Here is a 16,076-nt window from a genome sequence, read left to right as displayed (position 1 = left end):
ATAGGCTGTTTTTGCTGTCAAGTTGATAAATTGCAGCTTTTTACAATTTATACTATGATAAAGATATTAACAGAAGATCGTATAAACATGAGGGATGATGAACATGAAATTTACAAAGATTCTTGTCCAAATTGCTGCTCTTTACGTGTTTTATATGGTTGGAACTTGGGTGCAAGAAATGTTAAATATTCCAATTCCAGGAAGTTTGATTGGAATGTTCCTCTTACTTGTTTTACTTAGCCTAAAAGTTCTTCCAGTGAAATGGTTCGATTTAGGAGCAGAAACACTCGTTGCTATTATGCCGTTTTTATTAATTCCGCCAACGCTTGGCCTAATGAATTACGGTGCTTTTTTTATGAGTAAAGGAATTTCTCTTTTCATTACAGTTGTAGCGAGTACATTTTTAATTATTATTGTCGCAGGACATACAGGACAATATCTTGCGAATAGGAAGGAAAGAGAGTCGCGATGAGCCAAATATTAATCGGAATCGGTTGGGTTCTTTTTACGGTGCTATTATATCAATTATCTAAAAAAATCTATAAATTATTTCCAACACCATTCACCATTCCAATGCTTGTAGCAACTGGATTAATGGCTTTCCTATTTATCGTGCTTGATATACCATATCAACATTATATGGAAAGTGGTGGTGGCTGGATTGCAAAGCTACTTGGACCCGGTGTTGTAGCATTTGCAATTCCTCTTTATAAACAACGTCATGTTCTGCAAAAATATGTTGTACCGATTGCTGGCGGGGTATTAGTAGGTACAACAGTTGCAATCGCTAGTGATTTTGCGATTGCTTCACTTATGGGAACGGATAAAAGCTTAATCTTATCGTCATTACCAAAATCGGTGACAATGCCAGTTGCGATGAGTGTTTCAGAGCAAGTTGGTGGTGTACCTTCCTTAACAGCAGCTTTCGTTGTTATCGCAGGTATTACTGGAACGATTACAGGACCCCTTTTATTAAAATGGAGCCGTGTTACAAACTCAGTTGGTAAAGGTATCGGATTTGGATGTGCTTCTCATATTATGGGCGTGATGAGAGCAATGAAAAATAATGAGCATGAAGGTGTTATTGGATCGGTAACAATGACATTAACAGCAATTTTGACATGTTTACTTGGACCGTTATTTGCGATGATGTTTATGTAATAGAAGAAAAGCGAGAGCGCCTCTATAGCTCTCGCTTTTCTATAGAATTTATGCTACAGTTACAATAACTGAATCTTTGTAGGAGGTACGCCAAGTGCATACGTTATTATCAGTTTTACTTATTATTGTATCGATTTTAATGATTGTTATGGTACTTATGCAATCTAGTAATAGCTCAGGCCTTTCAGGTGCAATTTCAGGCGGTGCGGAGCAATTATTTGGTAAGCAAAAGGCACGTGGAATTGAAGCGGTATTAAACCGTATTACAATTGTTTTAGCTGTATTGTTCTTTGTATTAACAATTGGTGTTACGTACTTCAATTTATAAAATTGAAAGAAGAAGCGTTAGTGAATGGTACTAATGGTTCTTCTTTTTTTGTTTTGCTATTTGAAAGATGTTTCTAATTAGATTATAGAAATACAAATATGGTACACTAGATATAGAAAGAATACGACTAGATTACAGAAGAGAAAGAGGAGAAATACATGATGAAATTAGCATCTCCGAAACCATTTACATTTGAGGGTGGAGACCGCGCTGTTTTATTACTACATGGATTCACAGGGAACTCAGCTGATGTACGTATGTTAGGGCGTTTCTTAGAAAAGAAAGGCTATACTTGTCATGCGCCAATTTATAAAGGGCACGGTGTACCACCAGAAGAGCTTGTTCATACAGGGCCTACAGATTGGTGGCAAGATGTAACGGAGGCATATCAGCTTTTAAAAGATAAAGGTTTTGAGAAAATTGCTGTTGTTGGATTGTCACTTGGCGGCGTATTTTCTTTAAAATTAGGTTATACAGTACCGGTTTTAGGTGTAGTACCAATGTGTGCACCGATGTATATTAAGAGCGAAGAAACGATGTACCAAGGTATATTGGCATATGCCCGCGAATATAAAAAACGTGAGCAAAAATCACCAGAACAAATTGAACAAGAAATGTTGGAATTCCAAAAGACACCGATGAATACATTAAAAGCATTACAACAATTAATTGCTGACGTACGTAACAATGTGGATATGATTTATGCGCCAACATTTGTTGTACAAGCACGTCATGACGAAATGATTAATACAGATAGTGCTAACATTATTTATAACGGTGTAGAATCTACGTTAAAAGACATTAAATGGTATGAAGACTCTACGCATGTCATTACACTTGATAAACAACGTGACGAGCTACATGAGGATGTATATAACTTCTTGGAGCAACTAGATTGGTAAGATCTAGTTGCCTCTTTTTTTCATAAGGAATTTTTTGTGAAAACTGTAAAAATCATAAGGGGAGTATTGAAGTTTCACTTTATACATCCCCTATCTTTCGGATACACTAAATAATATAAGGTTTTAAAGGAGGTATTTTTGCTTGGAAGAAATCATACAAGAACATATTGATAAGTTGTTATTATTTATGAGAGAAGAAGCGTATAAACCGCTAACGATACAAGAGTTAGAAGAGGCATTTGGGATTGAAGGTTCTGAGGGCTTTAAAGATTTCGTAAAGGCACTTGTAACGATGGAAGAAAAGGGACTTGTTATTCGTACTCGTAGCAACCGTTACGGTCTTCCTGAAAAGATGAATTTAGTACGAGGTAAATTAATTGGACATGCACGTGGTTTTGCATTCGTTGTACCAGATGAGAAGAAAACGGGAGACGATGACCTTTTCATACCGCCTACAGAATTAAACGGTGCGCTTCATGGCGATACAGTATTAGCACGCCTTAGTTCTCAATCGAGCGGTTCGCGTCAAGAAGGTTCAATTGTACGCATTTTAGAACGTGGCACGAAAGAGCTAGTTGGTACATATACAGAATCGAAAAACTTTGGATTTGTTATACCTGACAATAAGCGCTGGACGAGTGATATCTTTATCTTGAAAAGCGCATCAATGGGTGCTGTAGAAGGTCATAAAGTAGTTGTGAAAATTACGAGCTATCCAGAGAATCGTTTAAGTGCAGAAGGTGAAGTTATTCAAATTCTAGGTCATAAAAATGATCCAGGAGTAGATATTTTATCTGTCATTCATAAACATCATTTACCTTTAGCATTCCCTGAGGAAGTGATGGAGCATGCAAACAGTGTACCAGAAACGATTTCAGAAGAAGATTTAAAAGATCGCCGCGACCTGCGCGATCAAATGATCGTAACGATTGATGGTGCAGATGCGAAAGACTTAGATGATGCTGTTACAGTAACGAAGCTTGAGAACGGTAACTACAAGCTAGGCGTTCACATTGCGGATGTAAGTCATTACGTTCAAGAAGGCTCTCCAATTGATGTTGAAGCAGCGGAAAGAGCGACGAGTGTATATCTTGTTGACCGTGTAATCCCGATGATTCCGCATCGTCTATCTAACGGTATTTGTTCATTAAATCCGAAAGTAGACCGTCTGACGTTATCTTGTGAAATGGAAATCAACAATTTAGGTGATGTTGTTAAACACGAGATTTTCCAAAGTGTGATTAAAACGACAGAGCGTATGACGTATGCTGACGTAAGAAGCATTTTAGAAGATGAGGACGAAGAGTTAATTAAGCGTTATGAGCCGCTCGTACCGATGTTTAAAGAGATGGGTCAATTGGCACAAATTTTACGTGAAAAACGTATGCGCCGTGGTGCAATTGACTTTGACTTTAAAGAAGCGAAAGTATTAGTGGATGAAGAAGGAAAACCGACTGATGTTGTTATGCGTGATCGTTCTGTTTCAGAGAAGTTAATTGAAGAATTTATGCTTGTTGCGAATGAAACAGTAGCAGAGCACTTCCACTGGATGAACGTACCGTTTATGTACCGTGTCCATGAAGATCCGAAAGAAGATAAGCTTGAGCGTTTCTTCGAGTTTGTAACGAACTTCGGATATGCGGTAAAAGGACGTGCGAATGAAGTGCACCCTCGTGCGCTGCAACAAATTCTTGAAATGGTTCAAGGACAGCCAGAAGAAGTAGTTATTTCAACAGTTATGCTTCGTTCTATGAAGCAAGCTCGTTACGATGCGGATAGTTTAGGACATTTCGGTTTATCAACTGAGTTCTACACACATTTCACATCACCAATTCGTCGTTACCCAGATACAATCGTTCATAGATTAATTCGTGAATACATTATTAATGGTAAAGTCGACAACGAAACGCAAGCAAAATGGCGTGAAAAATTACCTGAGATTGCAGAGCACTCTTCTAATATGGAACGCCGTGCTGTTGAAGCAGAGCGTGAAACAGATGAGATGAAAAAAGCAGAGTATATGGTTGATAAGATCGGTGAAGAGTATGACGGTATGATTAGTTCTGTAACAAACTTCGGTTTATTCGTAGAGCTTCCAAATACAATTGAAGGTCTTGTACACGTTAGCTACTTAACGGATGATTACTACCGTTATGACGAGCAACATTTCGCTATGATCGGAGAACGTACAGGAAACGTATTCCGCATCGGTGATGAAATTACAATTCGCGTTATTAACGTAAACAAAGACGAGCGTGCAATCGACTTTGAAATCGTTGGCATGAAAGGCACACCTCGCCGTAAGTTCAAAGATCGTCCAGTCGTTATTGAACAGCCAAGAACAGGCAGAAAGAAACGCGGTGGACGTAGCGAGCGCAGTAATGAGCGCGGCGGTGAACGTGGCACAGGTAGAAAATTTGACCGTGGTGGCAAAGGAAAAGGAAGAGGATCCGCATCTGCATCCGCTTCTGCTAGCCAGCCAGGAAAAAAAGATGGTAACGGTAAGAAGAAAAAAGCATTCTTCGAAAACGTACCAGGATTCAAGAAGAAAAAGAAAAAGCGTAAGTAAGAAAAGAGTGGCTTCGCTTTGATGAAAAGCGGGGCCGTTTTCTTTTTTCTTCGTGGCTTGAGAGCGAGCCACTTTCGCTTTTTATATAATCCAGCTACAGTGGCTAGAATGTTCGGCGGCTTCACTTCTTCCCGAGAGGCAAAGAGCGCCTCAAGGTCAGAAGCTCCAGCTACCTCACATTCTGAGCGAGCCACTTTCGCTTTTAATGGAATCCAGCTACAGTGGCTAGAATCTGTTGGCCATTTCACTCCCTCGGACGAAGCAAAAAGCGCTTCTCTGTCGGGAGTTCCAATGTCCAAAGATTCTGAGCGAGCCACTTTCGCTTTTTATTAACATTTGTTACAATAGTAAAAATAGAGGAGGGACGTTATATGCCAAAGGGTACAGGTAAGGTTATTGCACAGAATAAAAAAGCATTTCATGATTATTTCATCGAAGAAACATACGAAGCAGGGCTTGTCCTTCAAGGAACGGAAATTAAGTCAATTCGCGCTGGACGCGTAAACTTGAAAGATGCGTTTGCACGTGTACATAATGGTGAAGTATGGGTTCATAATATGCACATTAATACGTACGAACAAGGGAATCGTTTCAACCATGATCCACTTCGTACGAGAAAATTACTTCTGCATAAAAAAGAAATTGATAAACTAGCGGGCGCTGCGAAAGAAACAGGTTACGCATTAGTTCCACTTAGAATTTATTTAAAAAATGGATTTGCAAAGATGGCACTTGGTTTAGCAAAAGGTAAAAAGCAATACGATAAACGTCACGATTTAAAAGAGAAAGAAGCTAAACGTGAAATTGCACGCGCGTTCCGTGATCGCCAAAAGATGTAATACAGATATTTACATTTGTAAAATGGAGCGCGTATGTTATAATAACTTATGTAAGATTGTTGCACATTGAAAAACAGCTCTTAGTAGCTATCACGATATTTTCTTCGTATGCTCCATTTTTATCATGGGGACGTTACGGATTCGACAGGGATAGTTCGAGCTTAGGTTGCGAGTCGAGGGGATCGGCCTCGTTAAAACGTCAAAGCCTATAATTGGCAAACAAAACAATCTTTCTTTAGCTGCTTAATTGCACTAAAGGTTCCTCCCTCCATCGTCCATGTGGTAGGGTAAGGGACTCAAACTAAGTGGACTACGCCGGAGTTCGCCGTCTGAGGACAAAGGAAGAGAACAACCAGACTAGCAACTTGGAAGCCTGTCGATAGGCCGAAGAGTTCGCGAAATGCTAATATATCGACTACACTCGTAGAAGCTTAAGTGCCGATATTTTTGGACGTGGGTTCGACTCCCACCGTCTCCACCAATACATATTTGGTGGTTTTTTATTTTGTATAATATGAACCATAATTTTGCCAGGTTGGTGAGGTTATGGTTCTTTTTGTTTGTGGTTTTATAGAATGCTGAAGTTGATGGGACGGTATCCCTGAAAGAGAGAATAAAAAATGGTTATTGATGATAAGCGGGTAGATACTATAGCAGATTGTAAACGCTCAATTGTTAAGTAGTTATTATTTTTTTACTTTATTCGAATCTTCATATGTTTTGTGTTTTTATCCATACCTATTGTAAGATTATATAGAGTTCTCCTAATAAACTGTTTTAATGGATTATTTAGGGGTTTTAAATTTATAAATCTTAAATTATTTTTTCGGGATAATTTTTTTATCTAAATAATTTATATTGAAGTAGAGGTGAACCATCGGTGAAGCAGGTGTTGGTGATTAAAAATGAACGGTCTTCAGCAAAGAAAATCGTAAGCGGTTTAACGCAAGAGGGCCATTTCATTTTAAAACTTCACAATGAAAACCAAGGTTTAAATATAGCATATGAGCAAGATTGGGATATTATCATATTGGATTGGGATTCATTAAGTATATCGGGACCAGAAATTTGTAGACAAATACGACTTGTTAAAACGACACCAATCATTATTGTGACCAACAATATTTCTAGCGAGGATTGCATAGCAGGGTTACAAGCAGGAGCAGATGATTATATTAGAAAACCATTTGTGAAGGAAGAATTAGTAGCGAGAGTTCAAGCTATTTTAAGAAGAAGTGACTATAACCAGCAAAATGAGACAAACTTTTTTCAGTTTAAAGATCTCTTTGTTGATGCATCTAGCAATATTGTGAAAAAAGGTGGCAAAAATCTCTCGCTTACGAAGCGCGAGTACGATTTACTTGTATTTTTAATTAAGAATAAAAATACGATATTAAGCCGTGAAATGCTTTTGAATCAAGTTTGGGGATATGACGTAGTAGTAAATCCGAATGTAGTAGACTTATATATTGGGTATGTAAGAAAAAAGCTAAAGTGCGAGAAGAAAGATAGATATATTCAAACGATACATGGCAGAGGCTATTCAATGGTTGAATGATAAAAATAAGATAATAAAGTAGTTTCTGTGAAATATTAGCTATTACTGCGCGTATTTTGTAAGGGAAGGTCTCTGTCCCGTATTTGTTGAGAAAGTATTTAATGAAGGTTAATCAACAGTCCTGACCGCACATATTACTTTTTATGAATTCATACGATTCACAAGATTTTCACAGAATTAATGACTATACTAATTAACAGGATGTTCAAATGAAAATGATTATCAATAGCGATTCGATTGAATAAAAGTTATCTTCTAATTCAATCTATGGATGTCATCATTTTCGAAATAAATCACACTATAAGGAGTATACATATGAAAAAATCTATGCTTTTAAAATTAGTGAGTATTCTAGCAATTTTTACTTTAATGTTAGTGGCTTGCTCAGATTCAAGTAAAGAAACTTCGAAGGCTAATAATAAAGATAATGGTAGTGATAAGCCAAAAACGGTTGAAATCACTGATGCTCATGGAACTGTTAAAGTACCTGTAAACCCGAAGAATGTAGTTGCTTTGGATAACAGAACTTTTGAAACTTTATCTGATTGGGGAATTAAATTAGCGGCTGCTCCAAAGGATATCATGCCTGCTGATTCAGCATATAAAAAGGATGAAAAAGTTCAAAATATTGGGAATCACCGTGAACCAAATCTAGAAATTATTGCAGCGGCAAACCCTGATCTTGTAATCGTTGGTCAAAGATTTGCTGATCATTATGAAGAAATCAAAAAATTAGTGCCAAATGCAGCTGTTATTGATCTTAATTTTGATGTTTCTGAGAAGGCTACTAAGCCTGGAGAAAACTTAGTAAAAGGACTTAAAGATTCTACAACTACTTTAGGTAAAATCTTTGCTAAAGATAAAGAAGCTAAACAATTAGTAGCTGATTTCGATAAATCTATTGAAAAGGCAAAATCTGCTTATAACGGAAAAGATAAAGTTATGAGTGTTATCGTTACTGGTGGAAATATTGGCTTTGCTGCGCCGCACTCTGGTCGCGTTTGGGGACCTATGTATGAAATTTTCGGTTGGACTCCAGCATTAGAAGTTTCGAATTCTACTGCAGGTCATAAAGGTGATGATGTTTCTGTTGAAGCTATCGCACAAACAAATCCTGATTGGCTTTTCGTATTAGATCGTGATGCTGCAACATCTGATGCAGCTAAGTCAACACCTGCTAAGGATGTTATTTCTAAATCACCAGCTCTTCAAAACACAACTGCTGTTTCTAAACAACAAGTTGTTTATGCACCAGAAGATACTTACACAAATGAATCAATTCAAACTTATATAGAGTTATTTGGAAATCTTGCAAAAACTTTAGCTAAGTAGTGTAAAGGGGTACGAAACAGTGTCAAAAAATATGATTTCTAGGGTTGAGAATATTTCTCAACCCCAGTTTTATAATCACAATAAAATATGGACAAAACCTTTTATAATAGCGGTTATAGTTGTTATAATTTTAGGGATTATATCACTGTTTACTGGAGTTTATGATATACGTGGACAAGAGGACGGAATGGAGATGTTTTTCATCACTCGTGTTCCGAGAACAGTTGCATTAATGCTTACTGGAGCTGCAATGGCGATGGCAGGACTCGTAATGCAATTAATTACACAGAATCGTTTTGTTGAACCTACTACAACGGGGACGATTGAATGGTCAGGCTTAGGCCTGCTTTTTGTGTATTTATTATTTCCTGCCCCGACTTTAGTTCAAAGAATGACTGGTGCAATCATTTTTTCTTTTATAGGAACTATGATTTTCTTTCTATTTTTAAGAAGAGTTAAGCTTCGTTCGTCTTTAATTGTTCCGATTATCGGATTGATGCTTGGAGCAGTAATTTCTGCAGTGTCCACTTTTTTAGGACTCCTTTTTCAAAAGACGCAAAGTATTGAAACTTGGTTTGTAGGTTCATTTGCTAACATTCAGGTGGGAAGATATGAATATTTATGGCTGATTGTTATCATTACTTTTCTTATTTTTATGTATGCTAATAGATTGACTTTAGCTGGACTAGGAGAAGATGTCGCAACAAGTCTTGGAGTTAATTACAATAGAATTGTTCTTTTTGGGACTGCTCTTATCTCTGTTGCAGTTGGAATTGTTGCAGCTGTTATTGGACACTTACCTTTCTTAGGATTAATTGTGCCAAATATCGTTTCAATGTTTAGAGGTGATGATCTTAGGAGTAATTTACCTTGGGTTTGTGTGATCGGAATGGGATCAATAACTGCCTGTGACATCATTTCTCGAACAATTATACAGCCTTTTGAATTACCTGTTTCTTTAATACTTGCAACAGTGGGAGCAGTCGTGTTTATTACTATTTTATTGAGACAAAGAAAACCAAGGAGGCTACGATGATCACATTAGAATATAGAAAAAAAGAAAATGTCGAAATCGATTCTAGCCTTCATAATGAAAGTAGATCAGCTAGCGCTTTTCGGTCTAAGAAGGAAGCAAGACGTTATTGGATTTTACTCATAACATTGATTGCTTTAGGTCTTCTTTCTTCATATGGACTTTTAGTTTATAACAATCCAGTTCCGATAGATTCACCTTCTTTTATCCCAGTCGTTAAGAGAAGGATAGTAGCTATTGTTGCAATGATTATTGCTGCGGTTTGCCATAGCTTGTCGACAGTTGCTTTCCAATCTATTACGAATAATAAAATTATTACTCCTTCACTTTTAGGTTTCGAATCACTTTATTCAGCAATTCAAACGAGTACAGTATTCTTCTTTGGTGCTAGTGCGTTAATAAATTTTAATGGAATTGGATCATTTTTATTCCAAGTTGTTGTTATGGTCTTCATGAGTTTGATACTTTATGGATGGTTACTTTCCGGTAAATACGGGAATTTACAACTTATGCTTTTAGTTGGAATTATTATTGGTACCGGGCTAAATTCTGTGTCAACTTTCATGAGAAAACTACTTGCGCCTTCAGAATTTGATATTTTACAAGCAAGATTATTTGGTTCTGTTAATCATGCAGATCCTGCATATTTTCCTATTGTAATTCCGATGATCATAATTGTAGCAGTATTAATTTTTGCTCATTCTAAGAATTTGAATGTTTTGTCACTAGGAAAGGATGTTGCTACTTCTTTTGGAGTTAAATATCAACCTAGTGTAATTTATACACTTGTATTAGTTGCTATTCTGATGTCCATTTCAACCGCTCTAATTGGGCCACTTACTTTCTACGGCTTTTTAGTAGCAACTTTGAGTTATCAGGCAGCGGCAACTTATGATCATAGATATATTTTTCCGATGGCTTTTGCTATAGGATTTTTAATAATGACGAGCGCATACTTTTTAATGTATCATGTATTCCATGCTCAAGGTGTAGTTTCAGTTATTATTGAATTATTTGGTGGAATCATATTCTTAACTATAGTTTTAAGGAAGAGGGCTTTATGATAAAAATTGATAATGTTAAAAAGTTCTATACTGATAAGGTAAAAATAGGACCTTTGGATATTGAAATACCAAAAGCAGGCTTTACTTCTTTAATTGGACCAAATGGTGCTGGAAAGTCAACAACACTTTTGATGATTGGCAGACTTTTAGATATGGATGAAGGCCAAATTCAGGTAGCAAATATGGATGTTTCTGAATCCAAATCAAAAGACTTAGCAAAAGTTTTGACTATATTGCGACAAGAAAATCATTTTGTAACTAGGCTTACAGTTAGACAATTAGTTGGATTTGGGCGCTTTCCTTATTCAAAGGGAAGATTGACTAAAGAAGATGAGGTTATCATTTCTAAATATATCGATTTCTTAGATTTAACTAGTTTAGAGAATAGATATTTAGATGAGCTTTCTGGTGGTCAAAGACAAAGGGCATATGTAGCGATGGTATTGTGCCAAGAGACGGAATATGTACTTTTGGACGAACCTCTGAACAACCTTGATGTTGCTCGTTCTGTTCAAATGATGGAGCATTTAAGACGTGCAGCTAATGAATTTGGAAGAACAATTTTGACTGTCATGCATGACATAAATTTTGCAGCTAAATACTCGGATAAAATTTGTGCTATGAAAGATGGACAAATTGCTGCTTTTGGAACAGTAGAAGAGGTTATGGACTCAACACTTTTGACAGATATTTTTGAAACAAAAATAGAAATTATTAATGGTCCTTATGGGCCAATCGCAGTTTATTAGTTATAAAATGTAAAAAAATACCGTAGCTTGCGTAGATTATGCAAGCTACTCTAGTTGAAGTTGCTGTCTGTATTTTATAGGCAGCAGCTTTTTTATGTGACTACTCATAAAATGCAAAAGAATGCTTCACCTTTTCAAGTATGTACTAAACGAAAAAAATATCCCTGTATAACTTTTTAAAAGAATTCAGCTTGTTTTTTGATATGTAATATTGCATATCAGAGTGTATTGATAAAAGTGTAAGGGGTCACTATAATGAGGGCATAAAGATAAATCACATTTTCGTAGCAATAAAAAGGAGGAAATAATATGGAAATCGCAATGGCAGTTTTAAAATTTGTAGGTGGCGTAATCCCGTTAATTCAAGAACTTTTAAAAGCATTTATGTAAGTTTATTAGTTAGCTATCATTTATCAATCATTATCATATTTTACTAAAAAAAGAACGGGGTGATTTTTCTGAATATTAAGAAAAACACTAAAAGAAGAAAGTTCCTTGCATGTTTATTAGTTAGTCTATGCACTATTAATTATTCATCTATTTCCTTCGCAGAAACACAAGCAAGTAATGCAACTGATGTAACCAAAAATGCTAGTGGCATTAATACTGGTATAGCAAATCTTAAATATAATAATCAAGAGGTTTTAGCTGTAAATGGTGATAAAGTAGAAAGTTTTGTTCCGAAAGAAAGTATCAATTCAAATGGTAAATTCGTAGTAGTGGAACGTGAGAAAAAATCACTTACAACGTCACCGGTCGATATTTCAATTATTGATTCTGTAGTGAATCGCACGTATCCAGGAGCTGTACAACTTGCGAATAAAGCTTTTGCAGACAATCAACCGAGTTTATTAGTGGCTAAGAGAAAGCCTTTGAATATTAGTATAGACTTACCGGGCATGAGAAAAGAAAATACAATCACTGTCCAAAATCCGACATATGGTAATGTAGCTGGAGCAGTAGACGATTTAGTATCTACTTGGAATGAAAAGTATTCTACAACACATACGTTACCTGCAAGAATGCAGTATACGGAATCTATGGTTTATAGTAAATCACAAATCGCAAGTGCTCTTAATGTTAACGCTAAATATCTTGATAATAGTCTAAACATTGATTTTAATGCGGTTGCAAATGGAGAGAAAAAAGTGATGGTTGCCGCATATAAGCAAATATTTTATACGGTAAGTGCTGAACTACCTAACAATCCATCCGACCTTTTTGATAATAGCGTTACTTTTGACGAGTTAACTCGAAAAGGCGTAAGTAATTCGGCTCCACCTGTTATGGTTTCAAATGTAGCTTATGGTAGAACGATTTATGTAAAATTAGAAACAACATCTAAGAGCAAAGATGTACAAGCTGCTTTTAAAGCCTTACTTAAGAATAACAGCGTTGAAACAAGTGGACAGTATAAAGATATTTTTGAAGAAAGTACCTTTACTGCTGTAGTATTAGGCGGAGATGCGAAAGAGCATAACAAGGTTGTTACTAAAGATTTCAATGAAATCCAAAATATCATTAAAGATAATGCTGAATTAAGTCTTAAAAATCCAGCATACCCAATTTCATATACAAGCACTTTCTTAAAAGATAATGCAACTGCTGCTGTTCATAACAATACAGATTATATTGAGACGACAACTACAGAATATTCAAGTGCTAAAATGACACTTGATCATTACGGTGCTTACGTTGCTCAATTTGATGTATCTTGGGATGAATTCACATTTGACCAAAAGGGTAACGAAGTACTAACACATAAAACGTGGGATGGTAGCGGAAAAGACAAAACGGCTCATTACTCTACAGTTATCCCTCTTCCACCGAACTCAAAAAATATAAAAATTGTAGCAAGAGAATGTACAGGTCTTGCATGGGAATGGTGGAGAACAATTATTAATGAACAAAATGTTCCATTAACAAATGAAATAAAAGTTTCAATTGGAGGAACAACATTATACCCAACAGCTAGTATTAGTCATTAAGTATAAAACAAGCGTCCTATAAGTAGGGCGCTTTTTACTTGGTCACAAATTTTATTTTGTATCGGTATGTTTTTAAGTTTTGTAAATCATCAACTATAAGGTGGGAATATTGTGCAGACGAAAAGCTACATGTTTTTCGTCTTTTTGTTCTCTTGCTTAATAAGAAAGATCCTGTAACTCAGTACAGGATCTTTAATCAAACGTTTTTAAAAGCTAAATTGTGGTTTCATATCACCTTTATAAGGTTCATGTTCAACGAATATAGTTATATCCTTACCAGCTTGGTCTTTACCAGTTCTCTTATACGTAAATTTATTCTTATTTAGTTCAGTAAGTTCAAGAGCAGCACCGTATTTGTTATTTCCAATTGAAACATGGGCTCTTATTTTATTTTCGTGTACAACATCGAAGTAGCCATAATCACCGCGGCTTTGACCTGTTTCGCTATTGAAGAACTCATATTTATTAGATTTGTCATCAAATTTTGCTAGACTTATAAAATTCGAATTAAACTGTGTTACATCGTTACCAGTTTCGTCTAATACCTTTGTTCCGTGCCAAAGGGTACCGCCTAAAATTTTATCTCCATCAACGTTTTTAACAATATCTCCTGTAGTCGTGTTCAGCTGCTTGTCCGGATCAGTGAAAGAAAGTTCTTTTTCTTTATATGGAACATGTTCAACGAAAACTTCTACATCTTTACCGTTAGCGTCTTTCCCTATTCGTTTATAAGTAAATACATTTTTATTTAGTTTTGTCATGTCAACGACAGCTTGATACTTCATTGATTCTGAAATTAATATTCTCTTTTTCCCATCATTTGTGATAAAGAAAGTTCCTTTATCGCCACGACTTGCACCTGTTTTAGCATCAAAAAATTCATATCTGCCGGACTTCGCATCATATTTTGCAAGACCAATGAAGTTTGCATTCTCTTTTGTTAAGTCATTCTTATCTTTGTCATACACTCGTGTACCTTGCCAATTTGTCTCGCTAAGAATATTAGCCATTTTTTGCCCTTTAGTTAATTTATTTTCCTTTTTTGTTTCTTTAGCAACTTGTTCTTGCTTTTGTTTCCCATGATTTTCTTCAGCTTTAGTACCAGCACACCCTGTTAATGCTAATGTGAATCCGAGCAGTACGGATGATAGTGCTTTTGTTTTTTTGTTCATGTTTTATCGTCTCCTTATTTTATGATTTCAAGTAGTACGGTTAGCGATTATAGTAGCAGTGCGTCATATATAAACTTAGTCGCTACGTTTCTTATGTTAATCCCCGACTATAAACTGCCTCTAAATAAAACATTAAAAAAAGATAAATTAATTCCTAAAATTTTTTCATACTTATAAAAAGGTCTTTTACATGGGGGAATGTAAATTTCTTATTTTGAAAATGGCGTAATCACATTGGGGTATACACATTATGCTTACATTGCGATTTTAGATGTGATGTTATACTGTGTATAAGATTTTATGTGTGTATGTTGTGTCGGTTTTTGTCGATAAGTCGATATATTTCGAAAATCGCTGATATATTTGAAAAATCGCTGATATATTTTGGAGGGGGATAAAAATGATTGTGAAAGAGCGGAAACTGCCCGTATATTTGCTGCAATTAGAAGCTTTACTTAGAAGATTGCCTGCTCATCATCCAAAAAGGAATGTGGTGGTTGAAAGTCTAGCGAAATTTATGGCCGGCTATAAAGGAGAGCAGGCGAATGAGTATCCACTTAGTTTTTTACCCGAAACAGAATACAGTATTTTACATGATATTAGGTTATTTGATCAAAAACATTATTTCCAAATTGATACCCTCATAGTTTCATCTTATTTTCTTCTTTTTCTTGAAATAAAAAATATTATTGGTACATTAATTTTTGATACAAAGTTCAATCAACTTATTCGAATAGTAGATGGTAATACGGAAGAAGGATTCCCAGATCCGCTTTTACAACTGAAACGGTAAGAGATGCAACTGAGAAAATGGCTGAATCTACATGATTTACATAATATTCCGATTGAAGCCCTCGTTGTAATTAGTTCCCCTCGTACAATTATTAAAACTTCAGATGAAATACTGTCTAGTAAAATTATCCACAGTGCAAATTTACCTAATAGAATAAAACAGATTAAAAATTAATATAAAGAAAAAGTGATTGATAATATAAATGGACTTATAGGCCAGATTATGAATGAGCACATTCCGCAACGTCAAAATGTTCTTGCGCAATATAAAATTAAAAAAGAGGAATTGCTAAAGGGTGTACAGTGTGAGGAATGTTTTACAATGGCAATGTTAAAAGAAAGACAGGGATGGCGTTGTTCAAATTGCAATAGTATGTCTAAACATGCTCATTTATGTGCTGTACAAGATTACACACTTCTGTTTAGTATGATAACTACTAATAGCGAATTGAGGGAATTTCTTAATATGGAATCTAGTTCTGCGGTTAAAAGACTCCTCCAAACAATGAATATCCCCTACACTGGCAACAACAAAGGACGAATATATGATTTAACTTCTTTCCAATCGTAATTTTGCTATAATAAATAA

13 protein-coding genes, 1 other RNA gene and 1 pseudogene are annotated in these 16,076 nt (G+C 35.7%); 14 read left to right on the top strand and 1 reads right to left on the bottom strand.

Annotated features, from left to right (window positions below; all coding sequences use genetic code 11):
• Window positions 1–103 precede the first annotated feature (103 nt).
• The 13 genes from DN407_RS25250 (at window position 104) to alo (ending at window position 13,523) form a co-directional block, all read left to right on the top strand.
• Window positions 104–472: a CidA/LrgA family holin-like protein gene (locus DN407_RS25250; RefSeq protein WP_000673222.1), complete on the top strand. Its 369-nt coding sequence runs from the start codon at window positions 104–106 to the stop codon at window positions 470–472.
• Window positions 469–1,161, top strand: a complete 693-nt coding sequence (locus DN407_RS25245; protein WP_000078304.1) for an LrgB family protein — start codon at window positions 469–471, stop codon at window positions 1,159–1,161. Before DN407_RS25250 ends, DN407_RS25245 begins: the two co-directional genes overlap by 4 nt.
• Window positions 1,162–1,255: 94 nt before the next feature.
• Complete coding sequence (secG, locus tag DN407_RS25240; protein ID WP_000557264.1) at window positions 1,256–1,489, top strand: preprotein translocase subunit SecG; 234 nt, start codon at window positions 1,256–1,258, stop codon at window positions 1,487–1,489.
• A gap of 161 nt (window positions 1,490–1,650) precedes the next feature.
• Complete coding sequence (gene estA, locus DN407_RS25235; RefSeq protein ID WP_000761986.1) at window positions 1,651–2,391, top strand: carboxylesterase; 741 nt, start codon at window positions 1,651–1,653, stop codon at window positions 2,389–2,391.
• Window positions 2,392–2,533: 142 nt separating this feature from the next.
• Window positions 2,534–4,960 carry a ribonuclease R gene (gene rnr, locus DN407_RS25230; protein ID WP_000391096.1) on the top strand — a complete coding sequence of 809 codons (2,427 nt, stop codon included), beginning with the start codon at window positions 2,534–2,536 and terminating at the stop codon, window positions 4,958–4,960.
• A gap of 371 nt (window positions 4,961–5,331) precedes the next feature.
• Window positions 5,332–5,799 carry an SsrA-binding protein gene (gene smpB, locus DN407_RS25220; protein WP_001123919.1) on the top strand — a complete coding sequence of 156 codons (468 nt, stop codon included), beginning with the start codon at window positions 5,332–5,334 and terminating at the stop codon, window positions 5,797–5,799.
• 126 nt (window positions 5,800–5,925) lie between these two features.
• Window positions 5,926–6,280, top strand: a transfer-messenger RNA (tmRNA) gene (gene ssrA, locus DN407_RS25215).
• A gap of 399 nt (window positions 6,281–6,679) precedes the next feature.
• A complete protein-coding gene (locus tag DN407_RS25210) occupies window positions 6,680–7,357 on the top strand; it encodes a response regulator transcription factor (RefSeq protein WP_000815809.1) in 678 nt (225 codons plus the stop codon).
• A gap of 315 nt (window positions 7,358–7,672) precedes the next feature.
• On the top strand, window positions 7,673–8,689 hold the full coding sequence (locus tag DN407_RS25205) for a siderophore ABC transporter substrate-binding protein (protein WP_000749436.1): 1,017 nt from the start codon (window positions 7,673–7,675) through the stop codon (window positions 8,687–8,689).
• Between the two features lie 19 nt (window positions 8,690–8,708).
• The gene (locus DN407_RS25200; RefSeq protein ID WP_000042063.1) at window positions 8,709–9,725 is read left to right on the top strand and encodes an ABC transporter permease; all 1,017 of its coding nucleotides are present in this window, start codon (window positions 8,709–8,711) and stop codon (window positions 9,723–9,725) included.
• Window positions 9,722–10,786 carry an iron chelate uptake ABC transporter family permease subunit gene (locus tag DN407_RS25195; protein ID WP_000631244.1) on the top strand — a complete coding sequence of 355 codons (1,065 nt, stop codon included), beginning with the start codon at window positions 9,722–9,724 and terminating at the stop codon, window positions 10,784–10,786. The genes DN407_RS25200 and DN407_RS25195 overlap by 4 nt, the downstream gene beginning before the upstream one ends.
• Entirely contained in the window at window positions 10,783–11,535 is a 753-nt protein-coding gene (locus DN407_RS25190; protein ID WP_000590071.1) for an iron ABC transporter ATP-binding protein, read from the top strand. The genes DN407_RS25195 and DN407_RS25190 overlap by 4 nt, the downstream gene beginning before the upstream one ends.
• Window positions 11,536–11,984: 449 nt before the next feature.
• Entirely contained in the window at window positions 11,985–13,523 is a 1,539-nt protein-coding gene (gene alo / locus DN407_RS25185; RefSeq protein WP_149216692.1) for an anthrolysin O/cereolysin O family cholesterol-dependent cytolysin Alo, read from the top strand.
• A gap of 206 nt (window positions 13,524–13,729) precedes the next feature.
• Here the strand turns inward: alo and DN407_RS25180 are convergent, their stop codons facing one another.
• Window positions 13,730–14,695 carry a DUF4822 domain-containing protein gene (locus tag DN407_RS25180; protein ID WP_001036620.1) on the bottom strand — a complete coding sequence of 322 codons (966 nt, stop codon included), beginning with the start codon at window positions 14,693–14,695 and terminating at the stop codon, window positions 13,730–13,732.
• Window positions 14,696–15,095: 400 nt separating this feature from the next.
• On the opposite strand from DN407_RS25180, the pseudogene DN407_RS25175 reads away from it, so the two are divergent.
• Window positions 15,096–16,058 (top strand): annotated as a pseudogene (locus DN407_RS25175) (nuclease-related domain-containing protein).
• Window positions 16,059–16,076: the final 18 nt, after the last annotated feature.

This window comes from Bacillus sp. JAS24-2 (genome assembly GCF_008274905.1).
GTDB lineage: Bacteria > Bacillota > Bacilli > Bacillales > Bacillaceae_G > Bacillus_A > Bacillus_A cereus.
The sequence above is the reverse complement of the archived record's forward strand: the minus strand, read 5'-3'. Positions and strand labels throughout refer to the sequence as shown.